Source organism: Pirellulales bacterium, assembly GCA_019636335.1.
In the GTDB taxonomy this organism is placed as follows: Bacteria; Planctomycetota; Planctomycetia; order Pirellulales; family JAEUIK01; genus JAHBXR01.
The window spans coordinates 275,249-290,560 of the sequence record JAHBXR010000004.1; the positions used below are offsets into that span (position 1 = coordinate 275,249).

Consider the following 15,312-nt stretch of genomic DNA (forward strand, 5'->3'; position numbering starts at 1 on the left):
GCGAGTCATCCCGGACGAAACGCAGCCCGATTGTGGTAAAAAAGCCACGGGGCCGCGCGTGTGGTTTTTCGACGTAAAGCGAGCTTGTAGCGAGATTTGCGATTTGCGGCCAGATCGCTTGTCGGCTTTTCGCCACAGGGGGCCGGATGAACCGTTTGAAAGTGATTCGCGTAAAGTTAGGCATCGCTTGCAGTTGCGCGTCTGCATTCGCGGCGCTCGCCCGTTGGCACACCTTCTGCTAAACAGAATGTGACCAAGCACCTGTGAGCCTAGGAGCCAACATGTCGAGCCCGTCCCGCATCGTCCCGTCGAATTCCGAGGAACTGCCGCAGGATGTGGAAGCTTTGGGCGCGGCGATCAGCCGCCTGCCCGTCGAGCACCGCCAGGAGCTCGAGGTCGCTTTCGCGCGAGTCGTGGAGAGTACGAAACGCCGTCGCCGCATCCTGACGCTCGTGCAGGACGCGCTCAGCCAGTTGCGGCTCGATATGAAGTACCTGGTCTTCGATCTCGAAGCCACGCGTCGCGAACGCGACGATTTCCGCCGCAAGGTCGAAGGGGTGTAAGCGAATCACCCTTGGCTGCCTCGCGCGGCACTACCAAAAAACTTGCTTGATCGGCGGACCGCAGCCGCCGGTCGGACCTCGGCATCCCGTCTTCCCTCCTCCGGAAGCCGGGATGCCTTTTTTCTTGCACCAACCCGACGCGTGAGCGAGGGCTGGTTCGATGGCGACTCATCCTGCGATTGATACTCGACTGCAACAGTTCCCTCGCTGACGCTTCGGGTTGCGATGGCGCACGAGCGTTGTGTCGTGGTGAATATAGAGAGCCAAGGAAAGAAACCACGACGATACTAAGGCACCACGGGAATGGTCGCAGGTAACGTCCTGGCACTCGTTGTTGTCAGGCAGAGGCTGCCTGAACGACGACCGACTCGATGTACTTGACCAACTCGCGCTCGAAACGCTGCGCAGAAAAGCGTTCGGCCTGCTCGCGCGCGAGTTGCGGACAAAACAGCTCGGGCCTGGCCTCGAACATTTCGATGGCCGTGGCGAGCGAATCGACGGTCGGCTCGCGGAAGAAAAAACCCGTTCCGAGCGAGTTCTCATCCCCCGCCAGAATCGTTTCCGTGGCGCCGCCGCGCTCGAGCGCGATCACCGGCGCGCCGCAGGCCGAGGCCTCGAGCGGTACGATACCGAAGTCTTCATGCCCGGGAAACAACAGCGCCCGGCAGCGGCGCAAATGCTCGCGGATCTCTTCATCGGTTTGCCAGCCCAGGAATTCAATGCTGGGGCCGGCCAGTGTCTTCAGCTTTTCGGTCTCGGGGCCGCGGCCGATCACGATCAGTCGCTTGCCCAGGTAATTGCACGTCGCGATGGCCAGATCGATCCGCTTGTAAGGCACGAGCGCCGAGACGACGAGATAGAAGTCCTCGCGCGGCTGCTGCGCCGGCGTGTAGAAGTCCGTATCGACCGGCGGATAGATGACCGTGCTCTCGCGGCCATAACACTCCCGAATCCGCGCGGCCACCGTGCGGCTGATCGCCACGAAATGGCTGACCCGTTCGGCCGAGCGCCGATCCCAGTCGCGCATCCGATCCAAGAGCGTATCGCGGGCGAACTCGACGGGACGGCGAGCGAGCTTGCCGCTGAAGACGCCATAACCCGGGCGGCTGAGCTCGGTGTCGCGCTCGACCGCAACTAACTCGTCGGTCGAGCGAAAATACTCGCCACGCAAATGCCAGGCATAGCGCATCGGAGTGAAGCAGTACGAAACGTGAGGTACGCCGACCGGCACGCGCACTCCCTTGGCCACGGCATGGCTGAAACTGACCACGAGATCGACATCCGCGGGAATCGCGAACCGCTCGACCGCTTTCGGCATCAGGGGGAGCAGGTAGCGATAGCGTGCTTCGACGCCCGGCACGTGCTGCAGAAAGCTGGTCGTGATCTGCATCCGCTCGATGTCGGGAGACGTCGAGCCGGGGGCGTGCAAGAGGGTAAAAAGTCGCGCATCGGGAAAACGCCGGCAGAGCGCGGCGAGGCACTTTTCGCCCCCTCGCATGCCGGTCAGCCAATCGTGAACCAGGGCCAGTTTCACTTCGCGCTCCCTCGCGAGTCGATCGCCCCTCCGCTCCGCATCCGAGCAAGGTACAATCACCAGGCCGATCGTCCCACAATCAAGCTCGCCGGGTCAAGACGAGTACAGTCAAGCATTCGATGCCAAATTCCATTGCCGGACTGATCTTCGATCTCGACGGCACGCTCGTTGATTCGGCGCTCGATTTCGAGGCCATGCGTGCCGAGATGGAGCTACCGCCACGGCAGCCGATCCTCGAAGCGCTCGATCGCCTGCCGGAGGCCGAGGCCCTCCGCTGCCGCGAGATCCTGGCGCGCCACGAATGGGCAGGGGCCGAACGGGCCGTCCTCATGCCGGGCGCCGCCGAGTTTCTCCTGGCTCTCGAACCGCTCGGCCTGCACCGGGCCCTGCTGACGCGGAACAGCCGGGCCATCGTCGAGCGAACGCTGGCACGGCTGGGGCTGGAGTTCGAGTACATTGTCGCCCGAGAGGACGCCCCGGCCAAACCCGATCCCACCGCCATCCACCAGATCTGCGCCACGTGGCGGCTGCAACCTCAGCAGGTGGCGATCGTGGGGGATTATCGCTTCGATCTCGAGGCGGGCCGCCGCGCCGGTATCCACACCGTGCTCTACACCGCGGGCCGGTCGATCGACGCGATTCCCTATCTCGATCTAGCCGACCACCTGTTGCCCTCGTTTCATGACTTTCAGGCGTTTCGTGCGTGGCTTGGCCATGCGTCCTGACGCCTTGCCGGCTCCGCGAACCACGATGTTGCCTGGGTTGTCCCACCATCGCGCGGGGCATAGACTGCTTTAGTGGCCGCACCCCTCCGGCACCGCCCTCGGCGAAATCGCACCAAGCCCTTATCCGGCGTGCCTTTACGATGCCTGCCGACGAAGAAGAACTGTACCAGGAGCACATCCTCGATCATTACGAGGACCCCTACCATCGTGGGCATTGCGCGCATCCGACGCACGCCCATGAGGACGACAATCCGCTCTGCGGCGACGTGGTCAGGATCGAGCTCGAAGTCGCTTCCGAAGGGAAGATTCGCGACATCTACTTCGACGGCGATGGTTGCTGCATCAGCCAGGCGGCCGCCTCGATGCTGGTCGAGAAGTTCGACGGCCAGCCGGTCGACGCGGCCAAGCAGTTCACCGCCGAGGACATGCTCGAGCTCTTCGGTGCGAAGCTGACCCCCAACCGCCAGAAGTGCTGCCTGCTGTCGTGGCGCGTGCTGCAAAGCGCGCTCTACTCGCCCGTTCAGGGTGGGTCCGACGGCTCGGCCACCGGCGACAACAACCAATAAACACCAGGCGATCCGCCATGTCTGCCACCGACACGCGTTCGGCTCTCGATCCCACGCGGCTGCGCCCCGACTTTCCCATCCTATCGATGGTGCTGCCGGGGGGGGCGCCGCTCGTCTATCTCGACAACGCCGCCACGACGCAGCGTCCGCGCGCCGTGATCGATTCGCTTGTCACGACGTACGAGCAGCACTACGCCAACGTTCATCGCGGCATCCATTGGCTGAGCGATCAGAGTACCGACCGCTACGAAGAAACCCGGGAAAAAGTCCGCCGTTTCATCAACGCTCCGCACCGCGAAGAGATCATCTTCACCGATGGCACGACCGAGGGCATCAACCTGGTCGCCCGCAGTTGGTGCGATGCTAACTTGAAGCCGGGGGACGAGATCCTCCTCACCGAGCTCGAGCACCATTCGAACATCGTCCCCTGGCAGCAGGCCGCCGCGCGGACGGGCGCCGTCGTCCGCTTCGCCCCGGTGACCGACGAGGGGCTGATCGATCTCGATGCCTTCGACAAGCTCCTCTCCGAGCGCACGCGCATCGTCGCCGTGGCGAGCGTCTCGAACGTGTTGGGCACGATCAATCCGATCGCCGATCTCGTGGCTCGCGCGCACGCCGCCGGCGCGTTGTTCCTGGTCGATGCCGCCCAGAGTGTCCCGCACGAAAAGACCGACGTCGTCGCCTGGGGTGCCGACTTTGTCGCCTTCAGTGGCCACAAGATGATGGGACCCTCGGGTGTGGGCATCCTGTGGGGTCGGCGCGAACTGCTCGAGGCGATGCCCCCCTTCCTTGGCGGCGGCAGCATGATCCGCCGCGTCACGACCTCCGGTTTCGAGCCGGCCGATCTGCCGGCGAAGTTCGAGGCGGGGACTCCCCCCATTGTGCCCGCCATCGGGCTGGGCGCGGCCATCGACTATCTGGAACAAGTCGGCATGCAGGCTATCCACGAGCACGAGCGCCTGCTCACCGAGCGCGCGCACGAGGTGCTGGCCACGGTCGGCGGCGTGAAGATCTACGGGCCCGATCCGAGCCACAAGGCGGGCATCGTCAGCTTCACGATGCAAGGCGTTCACGCCCACGACATCGCGCAACTCTTGGACCGCAAGGGGATCGCCGTTCGCGCCGGCCACCACTGCGCCATGCCGTTGCACAAGAAAATCGGCGCGAACGCCACGGCCCGCGCCAGCTTCTATCTCTACAATACGCTGGAAGAAGTCGAGCAACTGGCCGCAGGCCTGATCGCGGCACAGAAGACGCTACGACGGCGATAGTGAGCGATTCCCGTTTCGACGAAGCTCATCGGGCTGTTCAACTGAACAGACCTGCGAGACACCTGTGACCGACGTGGTCATCGCCCGTATAAATCGCCGTCGGCGAAGTCGACGTTGGGTAGCGGGACGCGACCTCGAAGTTCGTAGCTGCTATGAGAATTCCCGTGGGCAATCCGCGAGTCGTCTACTCCCGGCACTACAACATCAGCTTCTTTGGCATGGAGAAGCTGCACCGGTTCGATTCGTGCAAGTATGGTCGTGCTCGCCGGCGGATGCGTGAATTGATGGGGAGTTCGCTGCGGCGGATGATGGTGCGGCCCAAGCGCCCTGCCGGCATCCGCGAACTGATGACGGTCCACACGGGCGATTACCTCGGCCGGCTGCACGATGTGGCCTGTGTGGCCCGCGCGCTCGAGCTGCCCCCGGTAGCCAGGCTCCCTGCGTGGCTGGTGCGTTGGCGCATTCTGCGCCCCATGCGTTGGGCCACGATGGGCACCATCGTCGCTGCGCGCGAGGCCATCCGTCACGGACTGGCCGTGAACCTAGGGGGCGGTTTTCACCATGCCAAGCCCAACTCGGGCGAAGGCTTTTGCCTGTACAACGATATCGCCGTGGCCATCCACGCCATGCGCGCCGAGGGACGACTCGCGACCGATGCCCGCGTGGCGTATGTCGATCTCGACGCGCACCAGGGGAATGGCGTCTGCCACGCCTTCTTGCACGATCCACGCGTTTTCATTTTCGACATGTACAATGCCGGGACGTATCCCGCGTACGACAGCCTGGCGCGCGAGCGGATCGATTGCAACGTTCCGCTCCGTGCGGGCTGCGCGGACGCAGAATATCAGGGCCTCTTGCAACAGCGACTGCCGGGCTTTCTGAACTCGATCACCAGCAGCGAGCGCGTGGGCCTGGCGATCTACAATGCCGGCACCGATATCTTCGCCGGTGACCCGCTCGGTGAACTAGCAATCAGCGCCCACGGCATTTCGCAGCGCGACGAGTTCGTCGTGCGTGAACTGCGCGAGCGGGGTATTCCAACGGTCATGCTGCTCAGCGGGGGCTACACGCGCGACAGCTACCGGCTGGTTGCCGACTCGGTGGTGCGACTGTTGCGCGAAGAGACCTCGCGCCGCCCGATCCCAACCCAGGTCGGCTCGTAACCGGCTTGGAAAAACCGGCTGTCCGTTTGTGGCAGGCGAGTGGTGCCGCGCGATCCTTAGCCATGCCCCAGTTCGGCAAGCTGTGCCCAGCGCGCCCGTGCCGCCGTAAGCCCCGAGATCGGCTCGCGGCACTCGAACCCCTGGCAAACAAAGACCGCCGGCTCGTCGTCGCGTAACGTCTTCCCTTCAAAGATCGGCCCCAAGGCGGGCGAGCGGTGAGCGGGAGGCACGTTCGGCGAACGACACAGCAGCACTCGATTCGGCACGTAGCGACCCCGCAGATCGGCCAGGGCCTCGGCCGTCGGGCCTTGAGTTGGGTCGCCCAACACGACGATCTCGTAGATCGGCCCCAGGTAGGCGTCCATCGCCAACAGCATTTGCCCCATCGCCGTGGGCGCGCGGTCGAAGAGCCCCGAGCTGGCGATCAAGGTGCCTTCCGCTGCAGTGGCGTAGTTGGGATTGCCCGTGATGTTCGCCAGACGCAGCAGGACCGTGGCGGCCAGTCCACTCGCGCTGGGAACGGAACTGTCGAGCACCTCTTTCGGGCGCGCGATGAGTCGCTCGTGATCCGAGGCGGTATAGAAGAATCCGCCACCGCCACCGTCGGCAAACTGCTGCACGATCGTTTCGGCCAACGAGACGGCCTCGGTAATCCAGACCTCATCGAACGTGGCCTCGTAGAGCGAAACCAGCGCCTCGGCCAGGGCGGCGTAATCGTCGAGAAACGCATCGATCTTGGCCTGGCCGCGCCGCCACGAGTGTAACAACCGGCCATCTTCGCGGCGCATCTGCGCCAGAATGAAGCTCGCGCAAGCGCGGGCGGCGTCGAGGTAGCGCGGCTCGTCGAGCACGGCACCGGCCCGGGCCAAGGCATCGATCGCCAACCCGTTCCAGCTCACGAGCACCTTGTCGTCGAGTCCTGGCGGTACGCGTTCGGCGCGCACGGCAAAGAGCTGGGCTCGCGATTCGGCCAACTCCGCTTTCAGTTCCGCCAGATCGCGCTGCAGGATCAAGGCACACTGCTCGAGCGACTTGGGCAGATTCAGGATATTGGCCTCTTCGAAGTTTCCTTCTTCGCTGACGTCGTACACATAGGCGAACGTTCGCGCGCGTTCGGCCCCCAGCACGCGATTCAGCTCGCCGCGCGTCCAGACGAAGAACTTGCCTTCCACCCCTTCGCTGTCGGCATCCTGCGTGCTGTAGAAGCCCCCCTGCGGATCGGTCATCTCGCGCAGGATGTAGTCGAGCGTGCTGCGGACGACGCTCGCATAGCGCTCGTGGCCCGTCACCTGAAAGGCCTCGAGATAGGCCACCGCAAGCTGGGCATTGTCGTAGAGCATCTTCTCGAAATGGGGCACCAGCCACCGCTCGTCGACGGAATAGCGATGGAATCCGCCGCCGAGTTGATCGTGAATGCCGCCGTCGGCCATGCGGTCGAGCGTGCGCGTGACCATTTCCAGAACAGCCTCGCGCGGCTCGCGCTTGTACGCACGCAGCATGACGCGCAGCGCCGTGGGGTGCGGAAACTTCGGGGCGCCGCCGAAGCCGCCGTGCGCGAAATCGAAGCCCCGCTCCATGCCCGCGACGGCCGAACGCAAACGGGCGACGGACAATTCCGCGTCTCCCGGCGGCACCATCGATTGCGCGGCGCGACGCACGCCCGCAGTGAGCTGATCGGCCTGTTCCAGCGCCGCTTCGCGTCGATTCTGCCAGGCGTCGAGTACCGCCTGCAGCACCTGATCGAAGCCCGGCATGCCATGGCGCGGCGTCGGGGGCCAGTAGGTGCCGCCGTAGAACGGTTCGAGCGAAGGCGTAAGAAACACCGACATCGGCCAGCCTCCCCGGCCGGTCATGAGCTGCACCGCCTGCATGTAGATCTGATCGAGATCGGGTCGCTCTTCGCGGTCGACCTTGATGCATACAAAGTGCTCGTTGAGAAGCTGGGCGATCGCCTCGTTCTCGAAGCTCTCGTGCTCCATCACATGGCACCAGTGGCAGGCCGAATAGCCGATCGAAAGAAAGATCGGCTTCTGCTCCTGGCGCGAACGCTCGAGCGCCTCGGGTCCCCACGGGTACCAGTCGACCGGATTACCGGCATGCTGCAATAGATAGGGGCTCGTCTCGTCGGCGAGTCGGTTGGGCATGATGCGTTCCCTTGATGGCGCCGGCGAAGCAGAACCGCCTTACTTGAATGAGTGCTCGGGACCGGGGTAACTTCCCGCGCGGACCTCGTCGCGATAGCTCTCGACGGCCGTCCCGATCACGCGGCGCAGCTCGGCGTAGCGTTTCACGAAGCGAGGGACGTTGCCCCCGGTCAATCCCAGCAGGTCGTGCGTCACGAGCACCTGGCCGTCGCAGCCGGCCCCCGCGCCGATGCCGATGGTGGGAATCTTCACCTCGCGCGTGATCTTGGCGGCCAGCCCCGCCGGCACGCACTCGACCACCATGGCAAAGGCCCCCGCCTCTTCCGCCGCATGCGCATCGGCCATCAATTGCTCTTCGTCGCGCTGGACCTTGTAGCCCCCCAACACGTGAACGTTCTGGGGACGCAATCCGCAGTGGGCCATCACCGGGATGCCGGCCCCCACCAGGGCGGAGATCACATCGGCCTGATCGACCCCCCCCTCGAGCTTGACCGCCTGGCAGCGGGTTTCTTTCAAAATCCGGCCCGCGTTCTCGATCGCCTTGTGGACCCCCAGGTGATAGCTGGGAAAAGGCATATCGACGACGACCAGCGCGTGCTTGACGGCGCGACCGACCATCTCGGCATGGTAGATCATTTCGTCGAGCGTGACGGGCAACGTATCGCTATGCCCCTGCACGACCATCGACATGCTGTCGCCGACCAGGATACCCTCGATGCCGGTGCTGTCGATCAGCTCGGCCGTGGTGTAGTCGTAGGCCGTCAGCATCGAGATTTTTTGCCCCGCCGCCTTACAGGCAACGAACTTGGGCACGGTGATGCGTGCGTCGTCGGATCGGTGATGACTCATGGTCGCCTGCGTGCCGAAAAACGGTGTTTGCCCTGCTGTGGCGCATTGTTACGGTCGACCCGTTGGCTGGCAACCGGCGGCAAGCGGTTCTATGCTAGACTTTGAGATCCTGCGGACTTGGCGCCCGTACGAAACGCGCTACCCGTAGGCGACACCTGCTCTGGCACGGCGATTGGCGCCGCACGAACCATGCTCCATTCGACACGTCGGCCCGGTACGTTCGGCGGCCGTTTCCTGTGGTTGGCGGTGGCCGCCGTGGCCGGGGCGACCTTCGGCACACCAACGGCCGTCACCGCGCAGGGCAATCGGGGCGGAACGCTGGTCGAAGTGACGCGGTTCACCGGCATCAAAGGCACTTTCGTGGCGGCCAAGCCGGGCATGATCCAATGGACCGACTCGAACGAGATACCCTACTACGTCAAGGTCGTGCCCATGACGGACGTGCAGGTGCTGGGCGAGGCTGAGCCCGGCTTCTTGCGCCCGGGGCAGCTCGTGCAATTCCAAGGCAAGATCCAGGGGCGCGGCACAGTGGTCGAGCCCATCGACGAGTTGACCGTCTTCACCCCACGCGACGGCTACAACATCGGGGTATTCAAAGCAGACGAGAACGACAAGCGCGACGACGGACCGAAATTAATCGCCGGACAATTGCGGAGCATCAAGAACGGCAAGATCGTTGTCGTGGCCGGCAAGCAACAGATCAAGGCCGAGTTGATCGACGAGCCCCAGGTCAAGCTCGACATCAACGACTACAGCCTCGCGGCGCCGGGCGATGAAATCATCATCAGCGGCATCGGCTTCGATCAAACGAAGATCGAGGCCTCGGGCATCGAGATTCAACTCTCGAAGAAACTGCCCGGCATCGACGCGCCCAAGAAGCCAGGGCGCGGTAGTCGTCCCCTCGACGACGCACGCGATTGAAGCTGCCAGAAGACGCGCGGCGTTCTACCTTTGATGGCTCAGTATTCCCACACCCCCTTGGGCACGCGGTAGGGCTGCCGTTGTCGATAGAACGCCAGACGCTGATCGATGCCACGAATCACCCGATCGTCGTCAAAGGCGCCTTCGGCCCGGTAATGCGCGGCCAGGGAGCGTGCGGTCGTCGCTGTCTCGATGGCTTTTTCGAATGCGCCGATCTCGGCATACGCAGCCGCCAGTGTGTCGAGGAGAATGGGGTTCTGATTCTGTCCTTGCAAATTCGCCAGGCGAGCCGCGCGCACCGCCTCGGGGCCGTTGCGAAATCGCTCGTCGTCACAGGTGGCCAGGATGCGGGCGAACTCGCTGATAATCAACGCCTGCTCGGGATTCAGGGCGATCGCTTTTTGATACGCATTCAGGGCCTCACCCGTTTTGCCCAGGCGGGCCAACGACTGGGCAATCACCGCCATCGTGCTGTAGGAAAGGTGCGAAGCAGGCACGGCCTCGATCGACTGTTGTGCCAGGCGGATCGCGTCCTCGTAGTCGTTACGACGATAGGCCGCGGCCGCCAGCGCCGCGTAAGCCACATTGTTGCGGGGCGAATAACGTAGCGTGTGCTCGAAAAGCGTATCGTTGTTGCGCCAGTAGGAAACCTGCACGATCGAGAGAGCGATCAGCACGCAGAGCGCCGCACCCGACACGCTCAGTACCGCGCGGCGCCACACGAGCCCGCGGGCGGCCAACTCCTGCAGCAGCCAGGCAAGCATCACGTAGAGACCGATCATCGGCACATAGGTATATCGGTCGGCATGCGCCTGCTCACCGACTTGCACGATGCCGATCACCGGCACCAGGGTACCCAGGTACCAGAACCATCCCACGGCAAGATAAGGCCGGCGCCGAAACTGCCACAGCGCGACGAGGGTCGTCGCCAACAGCGCGATGCCCGCGATGATCGTCCAGGCCACTCCGGTCGTCCGCTCGACGAAGAGGTACGGCAAATAGAGGGGGTGCGGCAAGAACATCTGCCGGACGTAAATGCCGTACGAAATGACCACGTTTTGCAGTCGGATCGAGATAGGCAAATGGCTCATGCTGCCCGTCTGGGCCCAGACGGTCGTGGCGATGAACACCCCCACCAGGACAAACAGGGGCAATTTCTCGACCACAATCCGCCACGACGAGGCCGTCGGAAACCGCTGCTCGCTCGTACGCATCCAGGTCACGCGTCGCAGTGGCCAGATGTCGAGCAATAGCAGCGCGAAAGGAAACGTCACCAGCATCGGCTTCGACAGCAGGCCGAGCACGAAACTAAAGAGCATTGCCAGATAGGCCAGGCGACCGTGGTGCTGCGCATAGCGCGCGTAGCAGGCGAGCGCCACGAACATGAAAAACGTGCTCAATACATCCTTGCGTTCCGCGATCCAGGCCACCGACTCGACGCGCAAGGGGTGCCAGGCGAAGAGCGCCGCCACCAGCGCGCTCGGCCATAGCGCACCGGTCATGCGTCGCAGCACCAGAAAGAGCAGCGCCGCGCTGGCCGCGTGGAAGAAAACATTCGTGAAATGGTGCCCTCCGGTGGCCGTGCCGTAGAGCTCCACGTCCAACATGTGCGAGAGGACCGTCAGCGGATGCCAGTTGTTGCCGACGGGGTTGGTCGCCGCCCAGCGAGCGCTCCGGGCATTCAGCCCCGACAGTACCGCGATGTTGTCGAAGACATACATCGGATCGTCGAACATGATGAACTGGTAGGAGACGACGAACGTGGGAGCGTAGATCGCCGTGGTCACGGCGGCCAGCACCAGTGAGATCGCCAGGATGAGTCTCCCCTCGGAGGAAAGACGCCCACGGCCGTCAACCGGCGTCCGAGGCGCCGGCAGAGCTTGCGAGGGGGGCGATTTGCGGCGGGAGCGTGCCATCAGAGGATCGGCCTGCAAGCGGTGTTCGCGCCGTGGAGCGGCGTCAAATCCCCATGCGACCGAGGGCATCGATCACGCTCCCCACCGCGCCCGCCAGCGTGGGATGCGAGCCTTCGAAGCGATCGACCGCGTCGCGCAGTCCCTGCACGAGCGACTCTTGCTCTTCGCTCGACGCCGAGCCCCCCGCACCGCGGCGCTCGAGGGTGGCGTGGATCTCTTCCAGCGTGCTGTTGAGCAGGGCCCGAGCCTCCGGGTCCAGGGCATCGACCTCGTCGAGCTGCGTTCGCAGATCGGCGAGCGTGGCACGGAGCTTGTCGGCGGAGGCAGTCATGATGGAAGAACCTCTCGTAGCAAAGTCATGCGGTGCAATCCATTGCACTCGCGCCTGTGCGCGGTGTCAAGCCGGCGTGCGCGATGCCGCGCTTACTTGCCCTGAAATCGTGGCGGCCGCTTCTCGAAAAAGGCCGCCATGGCTTCCCCGACGTCGGAGGTGGTGATGAGCTGGCTTTGAGCCCAACGCTCCAGCGCCATTTGGGCGTGCCGCTCCAGGCCGTCTCCCTGGTCGATAATCAACTTGGCCATGCCGACCGCGAGCGGCGCGTTCGCGGCGATCTCGCGCGCCAGCGCTACGGTCGCTTCCAGCAATTGATCGGGCGGGACGACGCGGTTCACCAGCCCCCAGGAAAACGCCTCTTCAGCCCCCACGGACCGGGCCGTCATCAACATATCCTTGGCACGGCTCGGGCCGATGACGCGCGACAGCCGCGTCGTCCCCCCCACGTCGGCCACCAGACCCATGCGGGCTTCGGGAATGCTCAGTTTCAAATCCGACGTGGCGACCCGCAGATCGAAGGCCAGGGCGAGCTCCAACCCCATGCCCATCACGCCTCCCTGGAGGGCGCCGATCACGGGCAGTTCGGTCGATTCGATCGAGTGGAGTGCCTCTTGCAGGCGCTCGGCAAGCCGGCGCAGCCAGCGGCCGGGGTTCGCTTCGCCCACTTCGGCCCGCGACTGGGCCAGCGACATCAGGTCGATCCCGGCCGAAAAGATGGGGCCTTCGCCCGTCACGATCACGGCCCGCACCTGGGGCTGCTCGTCGGCCCGACGGATGGCCACGGCCAGCTCTTCGAGCATGGCGGGGGTGAGCGCGTTTCGCTTCTCGGGGCGATTGATGTGTACGAAGTAGAGGTCGCCTTCCGTGCGGGCTTGGATCAGGCTGTCGGACATCGTGGCAGGTTCTCCTGGGGATGGAGTGGCGATTGTACTGCGGCCACCGGCAACAAGAAATCATTGTCGCGAGCATGGGGGGAGGATAGGCTGAGCAGGTCGGGCGATATCCCAGAGTAGTCTCTAATAACCACTTCCGAGGACCCCCGGGTAGAACGGCGGGCAGATGCCGATTTCAGTGACCTGTACGCACTGCGGCGCGAACTTCGGCGTCAAAGAAAAATGTGCCGGCATGAAGGGGCGTTGCCCGAAGTGCAACGGCGTGGTTCAAGTACCCGCGGCGGCGCCGGCCAATTCGCTCGACACGAGTTGGCTCGACGACGTCGAGACCGACGCGCCCATCGAGCGCCCGGTGCCGAAGCCCGTCGCCTCGCGGCCTCCACGCCCTGCTCCGGCGGCGCCCGTGGCCGCCACAGCTCCGAGCCAGGGTTCCATCGAGTTTCGATGCAACAAGTGCGGAGCAGGCTTCAAGGTGGCCGCTTCGTTCGCGGGGCGCACGGCGAAGTGTCAGAAATGCGGCCAATCGCTACGCGTGCCCGCCGTGAGCGAACCTCGCGTCATTGCGCCGCCCGCGAAACCGGTCGCACCGAGCCGACCGCAGCCTCATTTCCCGAATCCGTTGGCGACGTCGGCCAAGAAGCCTGTGTTACCACCGGCAGAGGATGATTTACTGAGCGAACTAGGGGAGGGATTCGGATTGGCTGCACCAGCGCAGTCACCCGCTGCGCGGCGCGACCCGTTTGCTTCCACCAGTTTGCCGCCAGCGAAGGTGAAGTCGCGTCGGCAACGCCGCGGGCGAATTCAACTTACTTGGCCCGAATATGCCTTGCTGGCCTTCTTCGCGGTAGGGATCGCGATTGCGATTGCCTCCGGATTCTTGTCGCCGATCGCCATCGTTCCCGCAATTCTATCGCCCTACGTAGTCGGCGTGATGTGCTTTGTTCAAGGCCGACCCGTCATAGGCCTATGCTGTTTCGTCTGCAACCAATTTGTCTCTTTCATAGTGGGTTGGGTGACGTGCTCCGAATATAACATGGTTCGATTCATGCTCGGATGGACCCTGTCTATCTTCTTGGCGGTTTGCTTGTTCGTAGCCGATATGGCAAACCTAGATCCGAAGTTCGCAACCGACAGGCGTCCCCTGCACCAAGCATCATCCCCTGTGACCGCGCGGACCATCCCCACAGCACCATCCGACCTACTTGCCGGATGGCAATCGCTCATCTCGCCGCCCGGAGGATTCCGCCTGAAGCTGCCACATGGAGTGATCGAGAAAGAGAGAGAAGCGGTGCCCGGTTCTCATGGCGTGATGATCTCCGAGCGTGTCGTATCGGTAGAGGATCACGCAGGATACCTGGTGGTCTATTCCTCCCCAGGATTGTTTGCCAATGTTTCTCCTGAAGATGTCTTGCAGCAGACACGTAAGGCGATACTCGAATACCCTGGAACCAGGCTCGTTCGCGAGCACAATCAACCGATGCTGGGTCATCCTGGCCTTGCGCTAGGGATCTTGTTGGGAAGGATGTTTGTTGCCCACGGACGGCTCTACCAACTATTTGTCGAGTGCCCCCATGGGATTAAGCCCCCTGCGAATGCCGAGGCTTTTTTCAACTCGTTCGAGTTTCTTGCGCCAAATGTCTCTGACCCGGGCGCCACACAACCGGCGCCTTCGCTTGCGCATGGCGGCGATTCGGGCTCTCATCGCCTTCCATCCGAGACTACGCCAGCGATCCGGAACCTTGCTGATGGTGCCCCACCGCGTGCGACCAAACCCAACCGGAAGCCCAAGGATGAAAGCGAATTCGAAGAAGCGATCCGCGAGCTCGAAGCGGGGGATGTGAGCTTTAGCCTTTCGCAGCTCGCCGACATGAAGCCCAACGACCAGCGCAAGCGCGTGATCGTGGCGGCGCTGCCCTATCTCGAACATACCGACCAGCACGTGCGCAGCAATGCCATCCAACTATTGGCGAAATGGGGCAGCGAAACCGAACTACCGGTTTTAATCCAACGACTGTCCGACAGCAGCGTGTTCGTGCGTCACGATGCCATCCGTGCCGTATCACGCTTCAAAACCGCGATCGCGGCCGAGGCCGTTGCCGATCGGCTGCCGCACGAAGGCATGCAGGCCGAAAGCGCCCTGCGCAGCATGGGGGAAGTGGCCGAGCCCGCGGTGATGCGATACCTCCAGCACTCCGACAACTTCACCCGCGCTGCGGCCTGCGAGATCCTGGGCGATATCGGCACGCCCAAGTGTGCGCCCGAGCTGTTCAAGCTGGAGCGTGACTCGAGCTTCCACGTCGTGTCGGCGGCCGACGAGGCGTTGCGCAAGATTCGCTTCCGCCACAAAATCGACTCGACCCCGCCCAAGGGCGCCAAGGCTCGTTCCGACCAGCCTTGAAACGCCGCTCCTTCCGACGCGCGCGAACCGCCGGT

Annotated in this window: 13 protein-coding genes; 7 read left to right on the forward strand and 6 right to left on the reverse strand. The window is 63.7% G+C overall.

The features are described 5' to 3' along the window. The first annotated feature begins 281 nt into the window (after positions 1 to 281). Complete coding sequence (locus KF708_06410) at positions 282 to 563, forward strand: transcriptional regulator (protein MBX3412334.1); 282 nt, start codon at positions 282 to 284, stop codon at positions 561 to 563. Between the two features lie 337 nt (positions 564 to 900). On the opposite strand, the gene KF708_06415 is transcribed toward KF708_06410, so the two are convergent. Beyond that, positions 901 to 2,097, reverse strand: a complete 1,197-nt coding sequence (locus KF708_06415; protein MBX3412335.1) for a glycosyltransferase — start codon at positions 2,095 to 2,097, stop codon at positions 901 to 903. A gap of 119 nt (positions 2,098 to 2,216) precedes the next feature. Here KF708_06415 and KF708_06420 point away from each other — a divergent pair, with 119 nt between their 5' ends. The 4 genes from KF708_06420 to KF708_06435 all read left to right on the forward strand — a co-directional run bounded on the left by KF708_06420 (position 2,217) and on the right by KF708_06435 (position 5,822). Beyond that, entirely contained in the window at positions 2,217 to 2,822 is a 606-nt protein-coding gene (locus tag KF708_06420; protein MBX3412336.1) for an HAD family hydrolase, read from the forward strand. 140 nt (positions 2,823 to 2,962) lie between these two features. Beyond that, positions 2,963 to 3,388 (forward strand): iron-sulfur cluster assembly scaffold protein, encoded by a 426-nt coding sequence (locus KF708_06425; protein MBX3412337.1) that lies wholly within the window; start codon positions 2,963 to 2,965, stop codon positions 3,386 to 3,388. A 17-nt stretch (positions 3,389 to 3,405) separates the two neighbouring features. After that, a complete protein-coding gene (locus KF708_06430; protein MBX3412338.1) occupies positions 3,406 to 4,659 on the forward strand; it encodes a cysteine desulfurase in 1,254 nt (417 codons plus the stop codon). A gap of 152 nt (positions 4,660 to 4,811) precedes the next feature. Next, entirely contained in the window at positions 4,812 to 5,822 is a 1,011-nt protein-coding gene (locus tag KF708_06435) for a histone deacetylase (GenBank protein MBX3412339.1), read from the forward strand. Positions 5,823 to 5,878: 56 nt separating this feature from the next. Here the strand turns inward: KF708_06435 and KF708_06440 are convergent, their stop codons facing one another. Both KF708_06440 and panB read right to left on the reverse strand, forming a co-directional pair. Continuing rightward, positions 5,879 to 7,966: a thioredoxin domain-containing protein gene (locus KF708_06440; GenBank protein MBX3412340.1), complete on the reverse strand. Its 2,088-nt coding sequence runs from the start codon at positions 7,964 to 7,966 to the stop codon at positions 5,879 to 5,881. 39 nt (positions 7,967 to 8,005) lie between these two features. Next, positions 8,006 to 8,815 carry a 3-methyl-2-oxobutanoate hydroxymethyltransferase gene (gene panB, locus KF708_06445; protein MBX3412341.1) on the reverse strand — a complete coding sequence of 270 codons (810 nt, stop codon included), beginning with the start codon at positions 8,813 to 8,815 and terminating at the stop codon, positions 8,006 to 8,008. Between the two features lie 189 nt (positions 8,816 to 9,004). Between panB and KF708_06450 the strand changes: the two genes are divergently transcribed. Next, on the forward strand, positions 9,005 to 9,736 hold the full coding sequence (locus KF708_06450; protein MBX3412342.1) for a hypothetical protein: 732 nt from the start codon (positions 9,005 to 9,007) through the stop codon (positions 9,734 to 9,736). 38 nt (positions 9,737 to 9,774) lie between these two features. Here the strand turns inward: KF708_06450 and KF708_06455 are convergent, their stop codons facing one another. From KF708_06455 to KF708_06465, 3 genes are all read right to left on the reverse strand, one after another. Further along, positions 9,775 to 11,652, reverse strand: coding sequence for a glycosyltransferase family 39 protein (locus KF708_06455; GenBank protein ID MBX3412343.1), 1,878 nt, complete (start codon positions 11,650 to 11,652; stop codon positions 9,775 to 9,777). A 43-nt stretch (positions 11,653 to 11,695) separates the two neighbouring features. Beyond that, entirely contained in the window at positions 11,696 to 11,983 is a 288-nt protein-coding gene (locus tag KF708_06460; GenBank protein MBX3412344.1) for a DUF4404 family protein, read from the reverse strand. Between the two features lie 92 nt (positions 11,984 to 12,075). After that, a complete protein-coding gene (locus tag KF708_06465) occupies positions 12,076 to 12,879 on the reverse strand; it encodes an enoyl-CoA hydratase/isomerase family protein (protein MBX3412345.1) in 804 nt (267 codons plus the stop codon). Between the two features lie 166 nt (positions 12,880 to 13,045). On the opposite strand from KF708_06465, the gene KF708_06470 reads away from it, so the two are divergent. Beyond that, positions 13,046 to 15,277 (forward strand): HEAT repeat domain-containing protein, encoded by a 2,232-nt coding sequence (locus KF708_06470; GenBank protein MBX3412346.1) that lies wholly within the window; start codon positions 13,046 to 13,048, stop codon positions 15,275 to 15,277. Positions 15,278 to 15,312 lie beyond the last annotated feature (35 nt).